Genomic DNA, 2,119 nt, shown 5'->3' on the forward strand with positions numbered 1-2,119 from the left:
TGTTTTTATAGTATTTTTTATTATCATCTTAATTTATTTATTCGAAGTTAGCTATGCGAGAAAAGAAACAGTAAAGGGGTATTTAACTCCTAAGAAAGGAGTTATTAAAGTTTATTCAAGCCGCAGCGGTGTTATTGATGAAGTATTTTTCAAAAATGGAGATGAGATATCTATTGGTGATAAAATAGCAGTTATAAATAAAAGTAATAGCCTTTCAAGCGGTGTGGAACTTTCAGATGCTTTAAGCTTAAAACTGGAGGAACAAAAACAAGAAATAATTAATGAAATTGAAATCAACCATCGCCTTAATTATAATGAAAATAAAAAAAATGAAGACCAATTAAATTACTTAAAAGAAAAAATAAATATTGAGGAGGAAAGTTTATCAATAAATAATGAAATATTAGAAATGAGAGAGAATGTCTTTTTAAATAATAAATCATTACTTGATAGCGGGTATTTATCAAAAAGCCAATTAGACAACATTAGGGAATCTTACCTTATTGCAAAACAAAATGTCAGTTCAACAAAAAAAAACATATCAAATATAAAATCAGAAATACTTGAACTTAAATATAAAAAGATATCTTCTCCAGATAGATTAAAAACAAATGAGTCTATATTAAGAAGAAAGGTTTCATCTATAGAGGAAAGATTGATAGACCTAAAAAATCAATATTCATTTATAGAAAAAGCTCCCGATTCAGGATTTATTACAGCAGTGCAAATACACAAAGGGTTAAGTGTTAGCGAGCACTCTCCACTCCTCAGTATCATACCGATAGATTCCCCTTTAGAGATTGAATTGCTTGTACCAACACGATCAGCTGGGTTTATAAAATTAGGAGATAAGGTGAAAATTAGGTTTGATTCCTTTCCTTATCAAAAATTTGGCATGTTGGAGGGAAAGATTATACATGTTGACAAGGTACTCTTACTACCCAATGAAAAGCGAATACCAATAAAAACTGATGAAGCAATGTATGTTGTAAAAGCTAGCTTAAATAGTCAATTCATATCCGCTTATGGAAAAAAGTTCTCGCTAAAAGTAGGGATGATCGCTGATGTGGATATCGTTATGGAAAAGAGAAAATTATTTGAGTGGGTTTTAGAACCGGTATTAGCGTTAAAAGGTAAATTATAGTGATTCAGAAACCTATGAACATCAAAGAAATACTTAAAAATACCACTAGTCTATTGAATTTCAATAGTTTCAAACCGGTACCATTAGTTTTACAATCGGAATTATCAGATTGTGGATTAGCTTGTTTAGCAATGATCTCATCTTATTATGGTCACAAGATAAACATACAATCATTAAAAACATTTAGCCTTACAGATAGCTATGGTATGCGTTTATTCGATGTGATAGAAACAGCGAAGTGTGTAAATTTATCAACAAGAGCATTAAAATGTAGTCTTAATGATATTTCTAAGCTAAGTTTTCCATGCATTTTACATTGGGATCTTAATCATTACGTTGTAATTACTGGATATAAAAATGGAAAGTATTACATTAATGACCCAGCTCTAGGAAAAAGGGTACTAACTGAAGAACAGTTCAGTAACTCCTTTACGGGTATTGTATTAGAAGCATCTCCTAATTCTGATTTCAAAAAAGAAGACTCAAAGGTTGTTATGAAGATTAATCAACTTTGGAGTAATATTTTAGGATTAAAAACTTCTTTAATTTCCTTACTAACTTTAACTGTCATAATTCAAATTATTGGATTACTCACCCCCTACTACATGCAATGGGTGGTTGATAATGTTCTTATCAACAATGACGAATCACTTTTAAAGATCTTGGCTATTGGATTTTCTTTACTACTACTAGTCAGTATAACCGTTAGTTCATTTAGAGGGTGGTTAGTTATTAGAATCAGTAGCTCATTGAGTCTTCAAATGGGAGCAAATCTTTTTAATCATTTGCTTAACTTGCCAATTTCCTACTTTGAGAAACGTCATGTTGGGGATATTGTTTCTCGTTTCGGCTCTTTGAGTGCAATACAAACTATGATTACAAATGACTTTGTAGAAGGAGTAATAGATGGTTTTATGACATTTATTGTTTTAATTGTAATGTATATCTATAGTCCTATTTTAAGTAGTATCGTTC

2 protein-coding genes are annotated in these 2,119 nt (G+C 30.4%); both read left to right on the top strand.

Annotation, left to right across the window (positions count from 1 at the left end):
* Positions 1-1,144 (top strand): HlyD family secretion protein (locus A3712_RS21825; RefSeq protein ID WP_063525011.1); only part of this gene is annotated, 1,144 nt, incomplete at its 5' end.
* Positions 1,144-2,119: cysteine peptidase family C39 domain-containing protein (locus A3712_RS21830; protein ID WP_231891864.1), on the top strand; the 976-nt coding region annotated here is incomplete at its 3' end. The genes A3712_RS21825 and A3712_RS21830, both read left to right, overlap by 1 nt.

It is taken from the genome of Vibrio sp. HI00D65 (assembly GCF_001635455.1).
GTDB lineage: Bacteria > Pseudomonadota > Gammaproteobacteria > Enterobacterales > Vibrionaceae > Vibrio.